Consider the following 16,904-nt stretch of genomic DNA (forward strand, 5'->3'; position numbering starts at 1 on the left):
CGTTTAAAAGAAAGCACGATGTGCTCGTTTAAAACGTTGGCGATTCTTGATTGCTCAAGAATCTTATATTCTCACGATGATCTTCATCATCGCGACTCACTTACTGTTCAGTTTTCAAGGAGCAAACCGTGTTGATTTGTTTCTTTCGTTCGGCGCCGTTTGTCTCAGCGGCGACTTTTATATCCTATCACAGTTTCAAGCAGTTCGTCAAGCACTTTTTTTAAAAGTTTTTTCGAAGCTTGTTTGCGATGTATTACTCTCAGCAACTTAGCACTGAGCGCCTTTGAAGGGCGAGATTTAATTTATCACATATTCGAACTTACCGTCAACCCTTTTTCGAAATTTCATCCGTTTTCATTTTTCATATGCTTGCTAAACCCGCATCAATTCGCGCTATAACGTATTTCTTCACTGTGCGGACTGCTTTTGCCTTCACGCGGCCATTGCTTGATCAGGGAACGATAAACCAGTTTACGCACTACCATCGGCAGCTCTTTTTTTACGTATTGCAGATCGGGGTGACGAACCAATTCTTCAATGGTCCACGGAATTCTGCGACTGCGAAGAACGCGAATCAGGAGTTCCGAGCATGCGGCCATTTTGGACATGACGGAGAATTCGCAGGCCAACAGCACCAATTCAACCCGTTCTTGCAATGTCTCTTGGCTGAATGCAAGTTGCTCATACAATTTGTAGACCTGGGCGCTATAGGCTCGAACCTGATTCCAAATCGTCTTTTCCGGATATACCGATTTTTGCACCAACTCGATACAAGCCCAATGATGCAGTGCTTTGAGCGTACTGTAATAAGCATCCATCTCGTGCCCTTCCGTCAAATGACGCTTGGCTTCTACGTAATTCCGAAGAAAACGCGAGAACTCGAAAAACAACCGTTGTTCCTGAAGCGGCTGTTCAAAATGTTCAACTTGTTGTCTCAAGTGCAGAATTTGCCCGTTCACGTCGTCTATCACTTCTCCCTGTAAAAAATAATGAACCAACGAACGGTTCTCGCCGGTCACGATCCATTTCTTCAATTCCTCAGCTTGCAGGCTCAAAAAGTGATAATGAACGCCGTTTTCTACACGATGATGCGTCTGAACGTCTTCGTGAGGGGAATCGAAAATCAGAAACACCAACACGTCAAAGTCCTGAAGCAGCGCGCCGTGAAACTTCCCTCCGGGCCGATAACAAGCGACAGCTCCCAGAGGAAGAGAATCTTTTTTTGTCCAATCGTTAAAAGTAAATGGGCTCAAGGTCAACTCCTCCTTGCATTTGGGCCGCCTGGACGTCCGGTTATTTAGAAAAAAGGCAATGCGTACCGATTATGGCCGTTACACCTTATTCTACGCCGGACGATCCATTCCTTCTTCAAGAGAGAGCCCGTAAAAAAATGCACGAAGTGCCCATGACAACCTCTTCTTACTTTTCATTGATCGTGCGCAGCACTTTCCAAGCTTCGGCCGAAGCAAAACTGCGGGTCCAACTGGCCACTCCGGCAAGCTCGTGCTTTTTCGCCAATTCAATCCGCCTTGCCAATGAGCCCCCGTCTTCCAGCCAAACACGCTTTTTCGTACCGTCCTCTTTATCTTCGTATTCCGCGTAATTTTGTCCGATGTCTTCAAGAAGTTCCTGTTTGGCACCATTCTCAGTGAGGAGTCGTTGCGAACTTTCCATCCCGATCGCAGAAGAGGAGACTTTAGTCTCGCCATTCTCTTCAGTCTCCGTCCATACGCGCGTGTACAGCGGAATACCGAGTACCAGCTTGGAAGCCGGAACGTTATCCTCTTCCAAAATCCGTGTAACAGAAGTCTCGACCCAAGGTAAAGAAGCCACAGAGCCCGCATTCGGACTGCTCGCCCAATGTTCGTCGTAAGCCATGACCATCATAAAGTCCACGGTTTCTCCCAGTGCTCGTCGATCCAGGAAGGCCGACCACATCTCGCTGTTCGACTTTGGCGTTACATCAACAGAAACGATCAATCCGGCTTGATGCGCCTGAACGGTAAATTCGCGCACGAATTCGACGAACGGCTCTTTATCTTCGGTGTATACATTTTCAAAATCGAGATTGATTCCGTCCAGCTTATATTCGGCGGCGTAATCCAGCACCTGACGTATCGCTACGGCACGCGTGCTGTAGTCGCTTAACATATCCCGCGTCCAATCCGCCTCGAAGCTGTTGCTGAACAGTCCCCATACCTGCTTATCGCGATTATGGGCACGTCCCACATAGGCGGAGTCGGCTTTGCTTTTCACATTGCCCGCGCTGTCTTTCAGCTCGAACCAGGTCGGACTGACGACATTGATGCCTTGCATTTCTTCGATCACGTCCGGACTCGGTTTACGCTCGTAGACCGCTTCCCAGGCGAGGTTAATCTTTTTGTCGGACCATTCTTTGGCTGCGGCAGTCTCGGCGACTTCGAGCACCGGTACCTTTTCCTCGCCGCCGATCTTCACTTCGTCTGCCGGGATATAGCCTGAGCGGCCTTCGTCGGTCTGCGCGTACAACCAGCCGTCTTGCTCGCTCCAAATTCGTAGCGGCGTGCCGTCTTCGAGATCGGCGACAGCCGGAGCTTTGATCGTGTGGTCGCTTCGAAGTTTCGGTGAGCTGAACAGCCCACCGTCTGTTGCCGATCCCGTACGAAACTCATTGCCGGCTTTAAGCACAATGACACTCCCGTCCGGACTTTCTTCCGCGATTTGAATGCCGTACAGCTGTTCGAGAGGTTCCACGGGTATGTATAGCATGCCGTCCGATTCCTCCAAGGAGGAGCCGAGTGCATAACTTTCCCCATTGAGCCTAGCCTGTTCATCTCCCTGAGTCATCACAAGAAGTTCGCTTGGCGTAGTCAAAATTGCGGTTTCTCCATCAGGATCGCCATAAGCGTAGGCATTGATTTGTTCACGCACTAACGGTAAAGGCAGCTTTAGCGTATCCCCGCTCCCGCGTGCCGTATAACCGCTCCATTGTCCTTCTATAAAAACAGGCTTTTTCTGCCCGATCCATTCCGGTTCTTCATGCGAGAAGTTCGGCAAGAACTGCCATGCCCCCCAACCTGCACCTACAAGCACAATACCGAGCAGAATTATTCTGCCCGGACGTTTCTTTTTACGAGTACGCGTGCGTTTTTGTCTGCTTCCTATCACTTCACAACCGCAACCCTTCTGCATGATCGCAAGAATACGCCATAAAAAAAAGCGCGGGAGCCTTCTCGGCTCCACACGCCCTATTGTAAGCAAACGTCAATGTTCACTGCAACCTTTGCATACTCCATACACTTCCAAACGATGTCCTTTGACTGTAAATCCTGTTGATTTCGCCGCAGCATGTTCAACTTCCGCCAAGTAAGGATGATGGAAATCTTCGATCTTGCCGCACTTCTCACAGATAATATGATAATGCTCGCTGACGTTCGCATCGAATCGGCTGGAGTTGTCTCCATACGTGAGTTCGTGTATCATTCCGGCTTCGATGAGCATCTTGAGATTGTTATAAACGGTAGCGACGCTCATGCTTGGAAACTGCGGACACAACGCGCGGTAGATCTCGTCCGCGGTCGGATGCCCCATGTTTTCCATCAGGTAGGTCAAAATGGCATGTCGTTGGGGAGTGATGCGCACACCGTTGATTTTCAACTGTTCCAAAGCATGCTGTACACGTGTCGTCATCCCGTTCTCCTCCTCGCCGTAATTCCTTAGATTACTCTCCATTGTAAGGTTTGTGAATATTTTTTGTCAACGTGTCAATCGATCAGCTCGCTATTCACTCGCTGCGAAAAATATTCAGGTCTCCGTTGCCGTCCACTTTTACCGTGAAATCTCCGTCTCCGTAAGTCCCGCTGAGCGTCCGGTCTTCAATCGCAAACGGCAGTTCGCTGCGAATGTCCCCATAGCCGTTCGAACCGTCCATCCGATAATCCCCCCGGTCAGGCAGAGTCAGATCGATTCGTCCTACTGCGCTATACACCGACCAATTCCCGCGCACGACACGAGAGTTGATGGCGATGTTGCCGTTGAGGCTTTGTGCGGATAGCCCAAAGTTGACGCCATTGATCTCGATGCTGCCGTTGCGGGTATCCGCGGCAATATCGCCAATGGTTCCGTTCGTTGTTATGTTGCCCAGAATCGTAGTGAGGTTGGCTGAACCGGAAATATTTGCGCTCTCGATATCTCCCTGTTGGGTCTCGGCTTTTACGTTGCCGGCGACGGTCGAGAGTTTGACGCTGCCTTTTGACGTCGATGCCGAAACATTTCCGCTCACATTGGTGAAATCCAGATTCCCTCCGCCGGTTTGCACAGCGATGGAGCGAAGAGCCTGAACGCCATTCAAAGTGACGGAACCTCCATTGGTGCGGATGTCCATATCAAAGCTTCGTTCGGGCGGGAGTAAAATTTCCAGATCGATCCGCGGCTGGCGGCGTCCCGAAGTCCCGTAAGACTGTGAATCGGTTGTGACCGCCAGCGTCTCGCCTTCTTTGATCTTCACGCCGGTTTTTTCGGCAATGGCCTTCGCTTCTTCGGGTTCGGCCTGATCGACCCAGACTGTACTCCGCACGCGAATTCGGTCGGAAAAACCGCGGCGAACGATAATATCTCCATTGATGCCTTCGACGGTCAAGCCGGTCATCTCCAGCGTTGCCGCGAGATCGACCGAAGGCTTGGCGAACTTATTGCCTTCCGCTTCGCTGAATTCGATGCCGGAGGTGGTCAGATCCATACTTACCCGATTCCATAGATGGAGATAATGATTTTGCTGGGTGACGATAAAGACGGAGGCGCTAAGCAGAGCAGCTACCAATATGCCGGCAAAATCGATGCGGAAGCGTCGTCCTCCGCCCCGGCGACGGAACACCAGCAGCATGACGACATACTCGATTCCCCAAACGACAAAGATCGCAGGCCACCAGCGAAGCAGCTCCAGCATATCGTCGCGTCCGCGCAGCTCGTCGCCAAGCAATAGCAGCCCGACGGAGACGAGCACGATCGCCGCCGTCCAGCGGCCGATACGGATTTTAGGATTCATGGCGTCTCCTCCCCTCTGTTACGGGCGACTGCTTGGGTTCGGCTGACGGGGAAGAAGCAGGCTGTTTGGCTGCTTGGCGTACGCCGAAAGCTTGAACGGTCGCAAAAATAAGGCCGATTGCAACAAGAGCAATGGCTGCCGTTTCTCTTCCGTAAAGCTCGATCAACTGCCGGAACCAGAGAGGACGACTATGCAGGATCAGCAATACCGCACCTTCGCCGACCAGAATCAAAGCAAACACCATGCTTTTTCGCCAATTCCGAAATTCATTCTCTACCGTGCGCCGACGTTCGTTGACCCGATCCGTCGCTTGCAGCACATCGTATAAATTATAGAAGTAAATGATCGGAATGGTCAGGCCGAGCAAAATCAAGAGAGGAACGTTTATTTGGATACCCGTAGCCGAAAAGTACAATAATGCTTCGATCACGAGCAGAATCGACAACATGAAAGAAACACCTTTTTGAATCAATCCCAGATAAAGATGTCCCGCACCGGGAATAACGGCGGATAAGATACAAGCAATGGTGGTTCTTTTTTGACGCAAAGTTTTGCTCTTCTTGTGCTTTTTATCGGTTTTGCCCATGATCCGGATCTCCTTTCGCCCAGCATGATCGGTAGCCTGAAAGTGAATTACTCGATCGCAACCGAATACACGCCTTCCATATTCAGCAGTTGGTGGGTCATCTCGGCCGGGTCCATTCGCTTTTCCGAGGTCAGGTGCATGGTGATTTCCGCTGCCGAACTACCTTCCGATTCGGAGACCGGAGCATCGCTTTTGACGTGGACTTCCATTTTGCGGATGCGCACTTCGCGTTCTTTCATGAAGTCGGAGACTTTCTCCATCAGACCGTTCCCTGTTCGCCCGCGCACGGTTACGACATGGGTATGGTGCCCTCGAATGTAACGCTGCTCTACGACGTTCAGTACAAGCAGGGTTAAAAATACGAATAACGTGGTGAGTATGGCGGCAAAATAAAATCCTGCGCCTACCGCCAAACCGATCGCGGCTACGACCCAAAGCGAAGCTGCGGTAGTCAGGCCCGTAATCGACTTGCCCGTAAACAAAATCGTTCCCGCTCCCAAAAAGCCGATACCCGAAATAACGGCGGTCGCCAAACGCGCCGGATCGACCCGCACGCTCGGCTGATCGACGAAAGCGACAAAGCCGTACATGGAAAGCAGCATAATGAGCGCCGAGCCGACGGAAACGAGAATATGGGTGCGAAGTCCGGCGGCATGGCTGGAGCGTTCGCGCTCCCAGCCGATCAGACCGCCGAGCAGCACCGCGGCTACAATGCGCAGAAAAATGTGTGTGTTGTCGATAATCCAAGGATCAGTCATGTGCTTCCTTACTCCTTCTTTTCGGAAATTGCGAGATCAGTGCGGTTCTATCGTTCCGTTTTGCGGCGCATCGTGGTTAATTCAACACCGGGGGCAACATATTCTTTTCGAAAAGGAACAAACCCAAAGCTTTGGTATAAACGCATTGCAGGTTCGTTCATGGAGCCCGTCGATACGATATAGGTTTTGAAGTCCGGATAATGCGCAAAGATGTACCGGATCAACTTTGTCGCGATTCCTTGCCTGAAAAAGTTGGGGTCCACCATCATTCTTGTCAGCGTCAATTCGCCCGGATACTCTTCTTCGACCGCGATGGCGCCTACCAGTTCTCCGGCTTCGGTCATATATCCGTAAAACGTATCGCTGCTGCGCTTCAAGCTATCGACGGTATCGGCCAAAGGCGGAATTTCATCAAACCCGATCCGTTTGGCCTCCAAACGATAAGCCGTCGTTTGCAACCGAAATAACGCTTCGACTAATGAATGATCTTCCATATTCAATTTATCGATCATCGCCATTCTCTTCGCATCTCCTTATCATTAACCGAATTTCCGACTTTCGCTCGGAACCTATTAGCTTGACCAAGCTACTTTAGATGAATATAGAAGAGAAAAGGACACGTTCGCAAGCGAACGTGTCCTTTTAACGGCTCCGGTACCTTGTCTACGTCCATTGTAGCATGACGCGGATGACAAGTTTGAACGGAGCCTGAAGAAGCCGTATTTTCGATCAGCCTTGCAGCAGTTCCACGAGCAGTTTGTTGACCAGTCCCGGATTAGCTTTGCCTTTACTCTGCTTCATGACTTGACCGACCAGGAACCCGATCGCTTTGTCCTTACCGGCACGATAATCCTCGACCGACTGCGGATTTGCAGCAACGACTTCGACGACGATCGCCTTGATCGCGCCTTCGTCGCTGATTTGAACCAGACCTTGTTCTTCAACGATTTGCTGCGGAAGCTTGCCGCTTTGCAGCATTTCTTTGAAGACGGTTTTGGCGATTTTGTTGCTGACGGTGCCTTTGCCGATCAAGCCGACCAGTTCGCCCAAGCCTTGACCCGTAATCGGAACGGCATTCAGCTCAAGTCCGCTTGTATTCAGATGGCCGAGCAGATCGCCCATGATCCAGTTGGAGACGGATTTGGCATCGTCGGTATGCTTCAGGCTTTCTTCGAACAAATCGGCCAGCGGTTTGGACGACGTAATGACCTGTGCATCATAAGCGGGCAGGCTGTAGTCCGCGCTGTAACGCGCTTTGCGCGCATCCGGCAGTTCGGGAATTCCGGCTTGAATCGTCGTTTTCCATTCTTCGCCAATTTCGACGGAAACCAGATCCGGGTCCGGGAAATAACGGTAGTCATGCGCTTCTTCTTTGCCGCGCATGGACAGCGTTACGCCTTTGGCTTCGTCCCAGCGGCGGGTTTCCTGAACAACGACGCCGCCTTCGTCCAGAATTTCGGCTTGACGGATTTCTTCGTACTCCAAACCGCGCTGCACGCCGCGGAAAGAGTTCATGTTTTTGAGTTCAGCGCGGATGCCGAATTCTTTTTGGCCTTTCGGACGAAGACTGATGTTGGCGTCGCAGCGCAGCGAGCCTTCTTCCATTTTCACGTCCGATACTTCGCAGTACTGCATGATCGCGCGCATTTTTTCCAGATAAGCACGAGCTTCTTCAGGCGAAGACAGTTCTGGCTCAGATACGATCTCGACTAGCGGCGTTCCAACGCGGTTAAAGTCAACCAACGAGCCGAAAGCGCCCGTGTGCGTCAGTTTACCCGCGTCTTCTTCGAGGTGAAGACGCGTGATGCCGATTCGTTTTGTTTTGCCGTCGACTTCGATATCAATCCAGCCGTGCTCGCCGATCGGACGGGCTGCCTGCGAAATCTGATAAGCTTTCGGCGAATCGGGATAGAAATAGTTTTTCCGGTCAAAGTGGCTGATATCCGCAATCTGGCAGTTCAGCGCCATCGCCGCTTTTACCGCATATTCAACGGCTTGGCGGTTCAGTACCGGCAGCACGCCGGGATGCCCCAAGCAAACCGGGCAAGTATGCGTATTGGGCGGAGCTCCGAATTCGGTAGAGCAACCGCAGAAGATCTTCGTATTCGTGTGCAGCTCGACGTGCACTTCGAGTCCGACGACCGTTTCGTATTGTACGGTGGACATAACAAGCGTTTCCTCCTTCTTAAGCACGCGGATTAAATCTGCGGGCGGCGTTTGTGATGATCGGTATTCTGCTCGAATGCGTGCGAGACGCGCAGTACGGTCTGTTCGTCGAACGGCTTGCCGATGATCTGAAGACCAACCGGCATTTCGTCCACGAAACCGCAAGGGATGCTGATTGCCGGCACGCCTGCAAGGCTGACCGGAATCGTCAAAATATCGTTCAGATACATCGTGAGCGGATCATCCGTTTGCGAACCGATCGCGAATGCCGTTGTCGGTGCCGTAGGACCTACGATGACATCGAATTTTTCGAACACTTGATCGAAGTCCTGCTTGATCAGCGTACGGACTTTTTGCGCCTTCAAGTAGTACGCATCGTAATAACCGGAACTGAGCGCATAAGTTCCCAGCATAATGCGGCGCTTCACTTCATCGCCGAAACCTTCGCTTCTCGATTTCAAATAGAGATCAAGCAGGTTATCCGGATTTTCGGCGCGGACGCCGTAACGAACGCCGTCGAAACGAGCCAGGTTGGACGAAGCTTCCGAAGAAGACAGCAGATAGTAAGCTGCCAATGCGTATTCCGTATGCGGCAGCGAAACTTCTTCCCATGTCGCGCCCAAAGCCTCAAGCTGCTTGATTGCGGCCAATACGGATTCCTTAACCTGCGGATCGACGCCTTCCCCCATATACTCTTTCGGTACGGCAATGCGAAGTCCCTTGATATCGCCTGTCAGTGCACACGCGTAGTCCGGCACATCCACGTTGGCCGATGTCGAATCGCGGTCATCATGCCCGGCGATCGCTTGAAGCACATAAGCCGAATCTTCGACGGTACGCGTAACCGGACCGATCTGATCCAGCGAGGATGCGAAAGCAACCAGGCCGAAGCGCGATACGAGACCGTAAGTCGGCTTCAAACCGACTACGCCGCAGTACGAAGCGGGCTGACGAATCGAACCGCCCGTATCCGAACCGAGCGTGAAGTAAACTTCGCCCGCTGCGACCGCTGCCGCCGAACCGCCGCTCGAACCGCCCGGAACGCGATCCAGGTTCCACGGATTACGTACCGGGTAGAAGCTGGAATTCTCGTTCGAGCCGCCCATCGCGAACTCGTCCATATTCAACTTGCCAATCGTTACGCTATCTTCCGAACGCAATTTTTTGACGACTGTGGCATCATAAACCGGATCAAAGTTACGCAGGAATTGGCTGGCACACGTAGTACGCAGACCTTCCGTCACGATATTGTCCTTGATTCCCGCAGGCAGACCGAATAGCAGTCCGCGCTTTTCGCCGGCTGCCAGCTTTTGATCCAGCTTTGCCGCAGAAGCAAGAGCGCCTTCTTCATCGACGGTCAAAAATGCTTTTACTTTCTCGTCCCGTTCCCCTACTTTTTGCAGGGAATCCTTGACCAGCTCGGTCACGGACAGTTCGCCGGCTTGCAGCCGACTTTGAATCTCCCGAAGTCCCAAATCGAACAATGTCACTATCGCACCTCCGCGTTGATCATTAGCTATTCGTTATTGCCGAGTCAGTCCAGCACAGCCGGTACAAGGAACTGCCCGTCTTCGTCTTCGGGCGCATTATGCAGCACCTTCTCGATCGGCAGACTTTCATGTACCTTGTCTTCGCGCATAACACTATGCAGCGGCAGCACATGCGTCGTCGGTTCCACGCCTTCCGTATCCAGCTCATCCAACTTTTCCGCATATTGCAGAATCGCGCTCAGCTGCTCGGCGAACATTCCTTTTTCTTCGTCGCTTACGTTCAACCGTGCCAACTTGGCCACGTGCTCGACCTGTTCCACCGTAATTTTCATGTTAAGTTCTCCTATCATTTAAAGGGTTAAAGTGCCGAAACTCCTCAACGTCCCCATTATAGGTTAGCAACCCGCAAAAATCTAGGGCGCGTACATCCTAGCAGTCTGTCGAGAAAGTCACGTGTGCGGGGGAAGCGAGAAGACTGCGAGAGAAATTCGTTCAAGACGCTGTCTCACTCGGAAACGTCGATTAAAATTTTAGTGGAATCTTTCCGAGTTCAAAGGCGTCTTTCACTGAATTTCTCTCTCCGTCTTCTCGCTTCCAGCTACGTTTGGCTTTCTCGACACTTTGAATCTGGGGCGTGTACGCTCTGTACCTTGTCGACACTAAAGGTAAGTTACTAGACCATCCCGAAGTCGGCAAAGCCGCTTCCCCAAGCTTTTCCGCTGTGCGAAACCAAGTTCGCACAGCCCTAATAAAGAAAAAAGCCGGCAGCAGCCGGCTTCATATGTAGGGAAAGTCAGGTTCGTATAAGGCTGCTCGGCAGAGGAGTCATTTCAGTGTAGGAGTTGCGGCGTATGCCGCAGCGTTCGCCTTTGAAATCGGGAAATCTCAAATGTAATCCAATTCAAATTTCCCGATTTCAACACGCGACCGAAACGAAATGACTCCGGCGCCCCTAAGCCTTACCTTACGAACAGGACCTTCCCGGCAATTAAAAGCCGGCAGCAGCCGACATCAAATCCATGCCCGCAAATTAATCCGCTTGATAAACTCCGCCTGCGTCATCGGCTCTGCCGACGCTTCAGCATCCGCTTCAAGCGTTTCTCCGCCTTCTTCTTCGCCGTTCATCACTTGATAAAACAGCTTCTCATTGTGCGTCGCCAACGCGTAATCAATCAATGCGGCGCGCTCGACCTGATCAGCCTCGAAACGCAACACACTTTCTTCCGGCTCGATGTCTTTTTCCGTTACGAAAAAGTTGCGGTTAGCCTGCGGGATTCGAACGATATAATCGAAAGCGTTATCCGGATTACGGTCATAAGCGATCAAGTAGCCGTATTCTCCCACAGGGAGATTCTGCTCGAAGACATCCGCGACGATCACGATTTTTTCTCCCAGATGAAGCATTGTTTCTCCCCCTCGGTCGTCATCTACAAAGCCTGGCCCTCCCGGGTCTTTCCGGCTCCATGGTTCACCCACTCATGAAAATGAATGTAATGCAAATGCTTAGCTTATATCGTACTAAAAAAAGGTTTTGCTGTCCACGCCAACGGCTCACTTTATGTAGGTTTTAAACAAAAATGTAGTCAAAATTTCCCGATTGGCCTTTATCTCGGGTCTTCTCCATTCCGAATCCGGCTCAAACGTTCATGCCAGGGCTGGTTTACACGCCCGTCTTGAAGCTTGGCCGAATTCCAGGCGCGCACAAAAACTCCACCGTCTTCATGTCGATACGTCGGCTTTTCTTCTCGAACCTCCATCCGTTTTGTCTCCACGATCGGTTCCGACTCTGTTCGCCGTTCCGGTACGAGTCTCGGCTTTTCCCTTTTCTCCGTGTCAAAAGGCTTGGCTCCGTCCACTTTGCTCATATCCCCCTTGAATGTTACCGGATGTACATCCATCCATATTGGATTAAACGCGCACTTCGGTCATCTGATTGCCAATTTAATCGTTAAAAAGCAAAAAAAAGAACGCAAACCGGGATTGAATCCTCAGCTTGCGTGCTTCGCAGGCATAATGCGTATAACGGATCTTAAATGGCCAACGGCCATGTCCGCAACGAACGCGTATTCACTTTGATCCTATCGAGAAACAAGGTACTGGTGAGTAGACCTTGAGAGCGTCTTCTCCAAGTATCTCGTGCCAGGACGGATGTTCAATAGCTGTATCTTACTACCGCTACATTGCCTTGTCCAGCTTTTTAGGCACAAGCCATCGAATTTACAAAGCGGGAACGAACGGGTTGTTCGCCTTCTCGTAACCGATTTTCGTACGGGGTCCGTGGCCTGGATAGACGACCGTTTCATCCGGCAGCTTGTACAGTTTCAAACGAATCGAATCGACCAAATCCCCTTGTCGACCGCCGTACAAATCCGTGCGGCCTACGCCTTCGCGGAACAGGACATCGCCGGCGAACAAGTCTTTGCCGCACAGGAAGCTTACGCTGCCCGGCGAGTGACCCGGTGTATGCAGCACTTTGAACTCGTTGCCGATCAGGCTCAACGTCTGTCCTTGGGCCAGCGCAAACTCGGCAGGGTCGGTGGTGATGGGACCGCCAAGATCGGACCACATGGCGGAACCGTTATGTTTGGCATCGGTCAACCAATCGGCTTCCAGATCATGCAGATAGACCGGGCAACCTTTCGCTTTGCGAAGCTCTTCGACGCCGCCCATATGATCGAAATGGGCATGGGTGAGCAGGATCGCTTCCACATGCAGATGTTCCACTCGGCGCATCAACGCGGCCGGGTTCATGCCGGGATCGATCACGACGGCTTTCAGATCATCTTCGCCGCGCAGCAGATAGGCATTCGTTTGCAGCGGTCCCAGATTGAATGTCTCGACTCTCAGCATCTTAGACCTCCGACAGAAGCGTGCGCAGTTCGTGCACGATCACTTCATGAATGGATGTGCCTTCCCCGTAACGCTCCATCATCTGCTCGCGGACGACTTTCATGTTATCCGCATAGTCCGCAGCTTCGCGGTCCGGATTCTCTGCTTTGAACTTGCGCATCAGCTCTTGAACTTTCTCCGGACGCGGTCCCCATTGCAGCAAAGGTTCGCCGTCTTCATTCGCAAAGATTACGATCGGCACGGAGCGGCCGCCCATCGTCAAATACTCGTCCATCAAGTCGAAGTTCTGTTCCAAAATCAAAACGTCGACAGGAATGTCGGCAGCCTCCAATACCCGGAACACGACAGGCACGTTGCGCGCGACATCGCCGCACCAGTCAGCTGCTAAAATAACGGTTCTCAGATCGGTACGCGAGCGCAAGCCTTCGAAGAAAACTCGGTCCTCGTCCTTTTTCCAAGTGAAATCGCGGTAGCCTGTTTCGAACGGTTCTTTGTTTTTTTCCATGGAGTCGATGAAGCCTTGCGGGGTCAAACCGGTTCCGAATCGGGATTTCAAATTGGATTTGCTCATGTTGTTCCCTCTTTTCTTCATTTGTATGGATGTTGACATAGACATTAATCAAGCTCTCGCTTTTTTGCGACGGGTCAGGACCGCTTTGACGATCAGATACACCAGCATCAGGAACACGGCTCCCAAAATGATCGGTACCACATAAGGCGCCGCTTTTTCATCGATATGCTCCCATTGTCCGCCAAGCTGATAACCGAGGAACACGAACAAGACAGACCATGGAATAACGGCCAATGTCGTCAGAACCGTAAAGCGCCAGGTAGGCATCTTGGCCAAGCCCGCGGGAATAGAGATCGCATGCCGAACAACCGGGATAAAACGACCGCTGAAAATAATGCCGGCTCCGTACTTATTAAACCATGACTCCGCATGGTCGATGTGCGATTCTTTGATGAAAATGTATTTGCCGAACCGATTCAGAACCGGACGACCGCCGTAGCGGCTGATCCAATAAATGAACAACTGGGCAAACACGCCGCCGATCGTCCCGAACAACACGGCTCCCCAGAAGTTGATATCCCCCGAGTAGACCAGAAATCCTCCGTAAGCCAAAACGATCTCGCTGGGAATGACTTCGACCATCAAGCCGAACATGATGCCGAAATAACCCAACCCTTGAATCCATGCAAAAAGCTGCGAAACGATATCCGTAATAAAATTCAACGTTTTCCCTCTTTCCTCCGCTTTACTGCGCCGACCCGAAAAAATACGAGAGGCGAACAGGCTTAGCTTTTACTGACTAGGTAACTTTCAGATCGTCGAAGGGGCAGGCAAACGGTCGCTTAGCGCTTTTTCCAAATACGGAGAAGCACCAAGGAAGCCGCGGAACGCTTCGTACTCGCGCCATAGGGCCGCCGTGTCCTGAGCGTCCGATTTGACCGCGCGGATCAGGATGTTTTTCGGCGTATGCTCCATATCGATGAATTCGAGCAGCTGCGTTTTGTACCCGACGATATCAAGCAGCTTGGCCCTGATCGCGTCGGTCGCGAGCGCCGAAAAACGTTCTTTCAGGATACCGTGCGAAAGCAGAGGCTCCAACAGATCGTTTTGTACCTGCGAAAAAAGTTCATGTTGGCAGCACGGGACGGACAGAATCGCCGAAGCGCCCCAACGTACCGCTTTTTCCAAAGCCGCGTCGGTTGCGGTGTCGCATGCATGCAGCGTGATCACCATATCCACGGCGTCGAATTCGTCATAGTCGGCGATATCGCCGATGCGGAAATGCAGCCCGTCATAGTTCAGCGTCCGGGCCAGAGATTCGCAATGCTCGATAACATCTGCTTTCAAATCAAGTCCCACTACGTTCAACTCGAATTTTTCCTGTACGGCCAGATAATGATACAGAGCGAAGGTCAGATACGATTTGCCGCAGCCGAAGTCGACGATCGTCAGTTTGCGGTCTTTGGGCAGAGCAGGCAAAATGTCCCGCACCATCTCCAGGAATCGATTGATCTGACGGAACTTGTCGTATTTGGCGGCCAACACGCGACCTTTGTCGTTCATGACGCCCAGCTCTACCAGAAAAGGAACAGGTTCGCCTTCCTCCAGCACATACGTTTTTTTGCGATTATGCGCCAGATTGGCAGCTTGTTTTTTGGTCGGCGCTTTTTTCAAAATGCCCAGCTTGCCTTTTTTGCTGACCAGCACCTGATAATCGGCTTCCAGCGTGCAGAACAATCCTTGTCGCATTTCCTCTTCCAACAGAAGAGAGATGCGCGGCAAAGCTTGTTCAAGCGTCAAGTTTTCATGCGTGACTTTTTTCTCGTAATGATAAGCCAGTTGGTAATGCAGTTCATTCTTCAGCATAAGCGGCTTGACGGCGACTTTACTGTACGTTTCGTCATCTTTTCGCCGCGGTTGGCTGAGGGTCGCCGTAATCAGTTTGCCTTCCGGCAGCACGGCGTTCAGCAGTTCGTTCATGTTTTGCATAGGTGGTTCTCATCCTCTCGGGCACGGCGCCTTTATTCATCCTGCAGCGCTTCAATGCCTTCTTCCAATTCTTCGCGAGTCAGTCCGCCAGCCTGAAGAATATCCGCTTCAAGCCCGGACAGTCTGGCGTAAAACATTCTTCCTTCTTCCAGCGCGTTCGTGTCGTTTTCGGGACTGGCGTTCAGCATGCGGTACATCGCGTCTTCGGCCTGTACATAGCGCCCTTCGCGTTCTTCGTACAGCATGACAAGACGCTCGGCATCCGCAGGCAAACGGTAACGTTCCAGCAGGGCAGACAGCTCCGTAATTCGTGTCGGATAATCGACGAGTTCCCGACTGCCCCCGTTAAGTGCCGCGTACATGTACAGATGCAGCGCTTTGATTCGGGAAGCCGCGGCCTCTTGTTCATCGCCCATATTTTCGCGAATTTCTCCGTTTTCTTGCAACATGCGCGCCACGAGCTGAAGACTCTCGGCATCCACGCCCTCGCGCTGACGGAACAACTGAATCAATTCCTCGGGCGGTAAGGAACGCAGCATTTGCTCGCTCATGCGAAAATTGCGCTTCAGCAATCCGTCGAGTTTTTCCAGCGCCTGTTCGTTCTTCTGCTCGCGGCGAAGGCCCAGCATGGCTCCGACAGCCTCGGTCATTTCCTCGATCATCCGGGTTAAATAATCTTTTCTTAACAATCCGATCCCACCTTTAGGTTAGACAAGGTCTACAAACTTTCGGCAAATGAAGCGATGTGGCGGGCCAACTCCTGCGGCGCTTCAAACAAGCTCATATGGCCGCAGCCTTCGATCACGAATTTGGAAGTATGCGCATTTTCGGCGGCAAACGCTTTTTCCGGCGGCGCGATCCCGTCTTCGCTGCCTGCAATCAGAAGGATCGGGAGCTTCGATTCGCGAATGACGTGTCCGCGATCCGGCCGTTCCCGCATCGCAAGCGCGGCACCGGCCGCACCTTCGGGCTTGGTGTCATAACCGATCTGCAGGACGCGATCCAGCTCGGCAGGCATGTGCGCCGCGGCGTTCGGAGCAAACCAATTAGGCGCGGATTGTTCGACGAAAGGTTTTGTCCCTTCACGCAGCACGCGTTCGGCAACCGCCGTACGCTTTTCTTTTCCGGCCTCGTCATCGGGTAACGGCATAGAGTGTACCAATCCGAAGGCCCGCAGCCGTTCCGGGTAACGCTCCGCGAACGATAATGCCGTGTAGCCGCCCATGGAATGGCCCAGCAATATTGCTTGTTCGATGTCGAGCACGTCGAGCAGCTGCAATACGCCGTCTGCCAACTGCTCAATCGTATAAGGGCCTGTCGGAGCTTCCGACTCGCCGTGGCCCAGCAAATCGGGCACGATGCAGCGAAAATGTCCTTCCAGCATCGGCACGACCCTCTCCCAATAATCCGCGTTGCCTACAAAACCGTGCAGCAGCACCAATACGGGGCCTTCTCCCCGATCCGCATAACGAATCGGAAGACCCGTCTGTTCCTTTCGTTGCATATTAACGCCTTCTTTCTTTATCGTTTA

Annotated in this window: 18 protein-coding genes; all 18 read right to left on the reverse strand. The window is 52.1% G+C overall.

Going from position 1 to position 16,904, the window contains the following annotated elements; all coding sequences use genetic code 11:
- Positions 1 to 383: 383 nt before the first annotated feature.
- The gene (locus tag SACSAC_RS25665) at positions 384 to 1,253 is read right to left on the reverse strand and encodes a nucleotidyltransferase-like protein (RefSeq protein ID WP_051507417.1); all 870 of its coding nucleotides are present in this window, start codon (positions 1,251 to 1,253) and stop codon (positions 384 to 386) included.
- A 166-nt stretch (positions 1,254 to 1,419) separates the two neighbouring features.
- The gene (locus SACSAC_RS25670; RefSeq protein WP_245608705.1) at positions 1,420 to 3,036 is read right to left on the reverse strand and encodes a glycosyl hydrolase family 18 protein; all 1,617 of its coding nucleotides are present in this window, start codon (positions 3,034 to 3,036) and stop codon (positions 1,420 to 1,422) included.
- Between the two features lie 207 nt (positions 3,037 to 3,243).
- Entirely contained in the window at positions 3,244 to 3,669 is a 426-nt protein-coding gene (perR, locus tag SACSAC_RS25675) for a peroxide-responsive transcriptional repressor PerR (RefSeq protein WP_037291330.1), read from the reverse strand.
- A gap of 94 nt (positions 3,670 to 3,763) precedes the next feature.
- Positions 3,764 to 5,023, reverse strand: a complete 1,260-nt coding sequence (locus SACSAC_RS25680) for a DUF4097 family beta strand repeat-containing protein (protein WP_051507419.1) — start codon at positions 5,021 to 5,023, stop codon at positions 3,764 to 3,766.
- Positions 5,013 to 5,609, reverse strand: a complete 597-nt coding sequence (locus SACSAC_RS25685) for a DUF6677 family protein (protein ID WP_051507420.1) — start codon at positions 5,607 to 5,609, stop codon at positions 5,013 to 5,015. Before SACSAC_RS25685 ends, SACSAC_RS25680 begins: the two co-directional genes overlap by 11 nt.
- A 47-nt stretch (positions 5,610 to 5,656) precedes the next feature.
- The gene (locus tag SACSAC_RS25690; RefSeq protein WP_037291333.1) at positions 5,657 to 6,367 is read right to left on the reverse strand and encodes an MgtC/SapB family protein; all 711 of its coding nucleotides are present in this window, start codon (positions 6,365 to 6,367) and stop codon (positions 5,657 to 5,659) included.
- Positions 6,368 to 6,414: 47 nt separating this feature from the next.
- Positions 6,415 to 6,885, reverse strand: a complete 471-nt coding sequence (locus tag SACSAC_RS25695) for a GNAT family N-acetyltransferase (protein ID WP_308809941.1) — start codon at positions 6,883 to 6,885, stop codon at positions 6,415 to 6,417.
- Positions 6,886 to 7,096: 211 nt separating this feature from the next.
- Positions 7,097 to 8,533, reverse strand: coding sequence for an Asp-tRNA(Asn)/Glu-tRNA(Gln) amidotransferase subunit GatB (gene gatB / locus SACSAC_RS25700; RefSeq protein WP_037291337.1), 1,437 nt, complete (start codon positions 8,531 to 8,533; stop codon positions 7,097 to 7,099).
- 32 nt (positions 8,534 to 8,565) lie between these two features.
- The gene (gatA, locus tag SACSAC_RS25705; protein ID WP_037291340.1) at positions 8,566 to 10,023 is read right to left on the reverse strand and encodes an Asp-tRNA(Asn)/Glu-tRNA(Gln) amidotransferase subunit GatA; all 1,458 of its coding nucleotides are present in this window, start codon (positions 10,021 to 10,023) and stop codon (positions 8,566 to 8,568) included.
- 44 nt (positions 10,024 to 10,067) lie between these two features.
- Positions 10,068 to 10,355, reverse strand: a complete 288-nt coding sequence (gene gatC / locus SACSAC_RS25710; RefSeq protein WP_037291345.1) for an Asp-tRNA(Asn)/Glu-tRNA(Gln) amidotransferase subunit GatC — start codon at positions 10,353 to 10,355, stop codon at positions 10,068 to 10,070.
- 679 nt (positions 10,356 to 11,034) lie between these two features.
- On the reverse strand, positions 11,035 to 11,427 hold the full coding sequence (locus SACSAC_RS25715) for a hypothetical protein (protein WP_037291348.1): 393 nt from the start codon (positions 11,425 to 11,427) through the stop codon (positions 11,035 to 11,037).
- Positions 11,428 to 11,627: 200 nt separating this feature from the next.
- Positions 11,628 to 11,888, reverse strand: coding sequence for a hypothetical protein (locus SACSAC_RS25720; protein ID WP_037291350.1), 261 nt, complete (start codon positions 11,886 to 11,888; stop codon positions 11,628 to 11,630).
- 352 nt (positions 11,889 to 12,240) lie between these two features.
- On the reverse strand, positions 12,241 to 12,873 hold the full coding sequence (locus tag SACSAC_RS25725) for an MBL fold metallo-hydrolase (RefSeq protein ID WP_037291351.1): 633 nt from the start codon (positions 12,871 to 12,873) through the stop codon (positions 12,241 to 12,243).
- 1 nt (position 12,874) lies between these two features.
- Positions 12,875 to 13,444: a thioredoxin family protein gene (locus tag SACSAC_RS25730; RefSeq protein ID WP_037291353.1), complete on the reverse strand. Its 570-nt coding sequence runs from the start codon at positions 13,442 to 13,444 to the stop codon at positions 12,875 to 12,877.
- A gap of 48 nt (positions 13,445 to 13,492) precedes the next feature.
- Complete coding sequence (gene uptA / locus SACSAC_RS25735) at positions 13,493 to 14,107, reverse strand: undecaprenyl phosphate transporter UptA (RefSeq protein ID WP_037291356.1); 615 nt, start codon at positions 14,105 to 14,107, stop codon at positions 13,493 to 13,495.
- Positions 14,108 to 14,194: 87 nt separating this feature from the next.
- A complete protein-coding gene (locus tag SACSAC_RS25740; RefSeq protein ID WP_037291359.1) occupies positions 14,195 to 15,373 on the reverse strand; it encodes a class I SAM-dependent methyltransferase in 1,179 nt (392 codons plus the stop codon).
- Positions 15,374 to 15,405: 32 nt separating this feature from the next.
- A complete protein-coding gene (locus tag SACSAC_RS25745) occupies positions 15,406 to 16,062 on the reverse strand; it encodes a DUF6483 family protein (protein ID WP_037291362.1) in 657 nt (218 codons plus the stop codon).
- Between the two features lie 29 nt (positions 16,063 to 16,091).
- Positions 16,092 to 16,877, reverse strand: a complete 786-nt coding sequence (locus SACSAC_RS25750) for an alpha/beta fold hydrolase (protein ID WP_037291365.1) — start codon at positions 16,875 to 16,877, stop codon at positions 16,092 to 16,094.
- Positions 16,878 to 16,904: the final 27 nt, after the last annotated feature.

Origin of the sequence: Saccharibacillus sacchari DSM 19268, from assembly GCF_000585395.1 — a bacterium.
Lineage (GTDB): Bacteria > Bacillota > Bacilli > Paenibacillales > Paenibacillaceae > Saccharibacillus > Saccharibacillus sacchari.

Excerpts from the sequence above, each read along its gene's own strand:
- perR (WP_037291330.1), bottom strand. The coding sequence starts at position 3,669 with ATGACGACACGTGTACAGCATGCTTTGGAACAGTTGAAAATCAACGGT.
- SACSAC_RS25680 (WP_051507419.1), bottom strand. The coding sequence starts at position 5,023 with ATGAATCCTAAAATCCGTATCGGCCGCTGGACGGCGGCGATCGTGCTC.
- SACSAC_RS25685 (WP_051507420.1), bottom strand. The coding sequence starts at position 5,609 with ATGGGCAAAACCGATAAAAAGCACAAGAAGAGCAAAACTTTGCGTCAA.
- SACSAC_RS25690 (WP_037291333.1), bottom strand. The coding sequence starts at position 6,367 with ATGACTGATCCTTGGATTATCGACAACACACACATTTTTCTGCGCATT.
- SACSAC_RS25695 (WP_308809941.1), bottom strand. The coding sequence starts at position 6,885 with ATGGCGATGATCGATAAATTGAATATGGAAGATCATTCATTAGTCGAA.
- gatB (WP_037291337.1), bottom strand. The coding sequence starts at position 8,533 with ATGTCCACCGTACAATACGAAACGGTCGTCGGACTCGAAGTGCACGTC.
- gatC (WP_037291345.1), bottom strand. The coding sequence starts at position 10,355 with ATGAAAATTACGGTGGAACAGGTCGAGCACGTGGCCAAGTTGGCACGG.
- SACSAC_RS25715 (WP_037291348.1), bottom strand. The coding sequence starts at position 11,427 with ATGCTTCATCTGGGAGAAAAAATCGTGATCGTCGCGGATGTCTTCGAG.
- SACSAC_RS25720 (WP_037291350.1), bottom strand. The coding sequence starts at position 11,888 with ATGAGCAAAGTGGACGGAGCCAAGCCTTTTGACACGGAGAAAAGGGAA.
- SACSAC_RS25725 (WP_037291351.1), bottom strand. The coding sequence starts at position 12,873 with ATGCTGAGAGTCGAGACATTCAATCTGGGACCGCTGCAAACGAATGCC.
- SACSAC_RS25730 (WP_037291353.1), bottom strand. The coding sequence starts at position 13,444 with ATGAGCAAATCCAATTTGAAATCCCGATTCGGAACCGGTTTGACCCCG.
- SACSAC_RS25740 (WP_037291359.1), bottom strand. The coding sequence starts at position 15,373 with ATGCAAAACATGAACGAACTGCTGAACGCCGTGCTGCCGGAAGGCAAA.
- SACSAC_RS25750 (WP_037291365.1), bottom strand. The coding sequence starts at position 16,877 with ATGCAACGAAAGGAACAGACGGGTCTTCCGATTCGTTATGCGGATCGG.